Source organism: Streptomyces sp. GbtcB7, assembly GCF_019091445.1.
Classification (GTDB): Bacteria; Actinomycetota; Actinomycetes; order Streptomycetales; family Streptomycetaceae; genus Streptomyces; species Streptomyces mirabilis.
The window spans coordinates 1-372 of sequence record NZ_JAGXJM010000169.1 but is presented as its reverse complement, the minus strand read 5'-3'; the positions used below and the strand labels follow the sequence as shown (position 1 = coordinate 372).

Here is a 372-nt window from a genome sequence, read left to right as displayed (position 1 = left end):
CCGGCGCGCTGGGCGATGTGGCGGGCGGCGACCTTGTCGCCGAGGTCGCGGATGGCCTGCGGGGGCGGGCCGATCCAGGTCAGGCCGGCGTCCAGGACCGCCTGGGCGAACTCGGCGTTCTCCGACAGGAAGCCGTAGCCCGGGTGGATGGCGTCCGCGCCGGAGTCCTTGGCGGCCTGGAGGACCTTGGCGATGTCCAGGTAGCTGGTGGCGGGGGTGTCACCGCCCAAAGCGAACGCCTCGTCCGCCGCCCGGACATGCGACGCGTCCCTGTCTGGTTCCGCATACACGGCAACGCTCGCGATCCCGGCATCCCGGCACGCCCGGGCCACGCGGACAGCGATTTCGCCACGGTTGGCGATGAGCACCTTG

The 372-nt window shown here is 72.3% G+C and carries 1 protein-coding gene; it reads right to left on the bottom strand.

The window, feature by feature from the left end:
• Positions 1-372, bottom strand: a 372-nt coding sequence (locus KVT44_RS55700; RefSeq protein ID WP_302832271.1) for a biotin carboxylase N-terminal domain-containing protein, incomplete at both ends; no start/stop codon positions are given.